This is a genomic window from Streptomyces sp. NPDC006197, from assembly GCF_040613865.1.
Taxonomy (GTDB): Bacteria; Actinomycetota; Actinomycetes; order Streptomycetales; family Streptomycetaceae; genus Streptomyces.
On sequence record NZ_JBEXSZ010000290.1, the window covers coordinates 1 to 2120 of the forward strand.

General features: G+C 72.7%; 1 protein-coding gene. It reads left to right on the top strand.

The window, feature by feature from the left end; all coding sequences use genetic code 11:
• Positions 1 to 2120, top strand: a 2120-nt coding sequence (locus ABZ318_RS39490; protein ID WP_356907235.1) for an amino acid adenylation domain-containing protein, incomplete at both ends; no start/stop codon positions are given.

Here is a 2120-nt window from a genome sequence, read left to right on the forward strand (position 1 = left end):
GCGCGGTTCCCCGACGGGGTCGCGCTCGTCGACGAGGCGGGGGAGGTCACGTACGCCGAGCTCAACGCCGCCGCCAACCGCTGGGCCCGCCACCTGCGCTCCCGGGGCCTGGGCCGCGGCGACATGGCCGGAGTCCTCTTCGAGCGCGGGACCCGCTTCGCCACCGCCCTGCTCGCCGTCCTGAAGACCGGCGCCGCCCACGTCCTCCTGGACCCGGACTTCCCCGACGACCGACTGCGCTCGGCGGCCGCCGACGCCGGCATCAGCCACCTCGTCACCCGCCCGGTGCTCGCCGAGCGCGTCGACGGCCCCTGGGCGACCCACACCGAGGCCCCCGGCGAGCTCCTGTCCCACCACCCCGGCAACCTGGGCCTGCCGCTCGGCCCGGACGACCCCGCCTGCCTGATGTTCACCTCCGGCTCGACGGGCCGCCCGAAGGCCATCCTGTCCTCCCACCGCAACCTGGTGTCGACCCTGATCGGCCAGCCCTACCTCCCCGCCGGCCCGGAGCAGGTCTACCTCCAGTGCTCGCCTGTGTCCTGGGACGCGTTCAGCCTGGAGTTCTGGGGAGCGCTCCTCCACGGCGGCACGGCGGTCCTCCAGCCCGGACAGAAGCCCGAACCGGCCCTCGTGACCGAGCTGGCCCGCCGCCACCGCGTCACGACGCTCCTGCTGTCCGCCACCCTCTTCAACTACCTGACGGACGAGCACCCCGAAGCCTTCGAGACCGTCACCACCGCCTTCACGGTGGGCGAGGCCGCCTCCCCGGCGCACGTCCACAAGCTCCAGCGGCTCAGGCCCGGCATCACCGTACTCAACGGCTACGGACCCGCCGAGGTCATGATCTACGCCACCACCCACACCATCGAGACCGGGGACGAACCCCACCGGGTGATCCCGATCGGCACCCCGCTGGTCAACAAGCCGGCCCACGTCCTGGACGCCCGGCTCCGCCTGTGCCCCCCGGGAGTGACGGGCGAGCTGTACGTGGCGGGCGAGGGACTCGCCCACGGCTACCTGGGCCGACCCGACCTGACGGCGACCCGGTTCGTCCCGAACCCCTTCGGCCCGGCGGGCAGCCGGCTCTACCGCACGGGGGACCTGGCCCACTTCGACCGGGACGGACGCCTCCTGTACGAGGGCCGGGCGGACGACCAGATCAAGATCCGTGGCTTCCGCATCGAGCCCGGCGAGACCGAGGCCGCGCTCCTGACCCACCCGGCCGTCACCCAGGCCGTCGTCACCGTCCACGAGAAGAGGCTGGCCGGCTACGTCGTCGTCGCGGACGGGGACACGGACCCCGACGAGATCCGCCGGCACGTCGCCGACCGGCTGCCCGAGCACCTCGTCCCCACGTACCTGACCACGCTCGACCGCCTGCCCGTCACACCCAACGGGAAGATCGACAAGCGGGCGCTCCCGGCACCGAAGACGGTCCTGGGAACGGCCCGCGCCCCGCGCGACGAGACAGAGGAGATCCTGTCCGCACTGTTCGGCAGGACCCTGGAGACGCCCGGCCCGGTCGGCATCGACGACAGCTTCTTCGCCCTCGGCGGGCATTCGCTGCTCGCGGCCCGGTTGACGAACCACATCGCCGAGGCGTTCGGCGTACGGCTGACGATCCGGGACGTCTTCGGGCGCCCGACGGTCGCGGGACTCGCGGAACTGCTGGGCGAGCGGACCGGCGTACGGGCCGTCCCGCCGCCGGTGGCGGGGGAGGGGGCCGGTGACTCGGTGCCCGTGTCGTTCGCTCAGCGGCGGTTGTGGCTGTTGTCGGATCTGGAGGGGGACAGTGCGGCCTACAACGTGCCGATGGTGGTGCGGTGCGGGGATGGACTGGATGTCGGGGCGTTGGAGTGGGCGCTGAGTGATGTGGTGGAGCGGCATGCTCCGCTGCGGACGGTGTTCGAGTCGGTGGAGGGCGAGCCGCGTCAGCGGGTCCTGCCGCCGGAGCGGGCCCGCGTGACGGTGGAACGGCGCCGTATCGAAGACGGCGCACTGGCAGGGGAGTTGGCTACGGCAGCGGGTCGTGTCTTCGATCTGGCCGCGGAGCTTCCGCTGCGGGCGGTGGTGTTCGAGCTGGGTGACGGGTCGGTGGTGCTGTCGCTGGTGGTGCATCA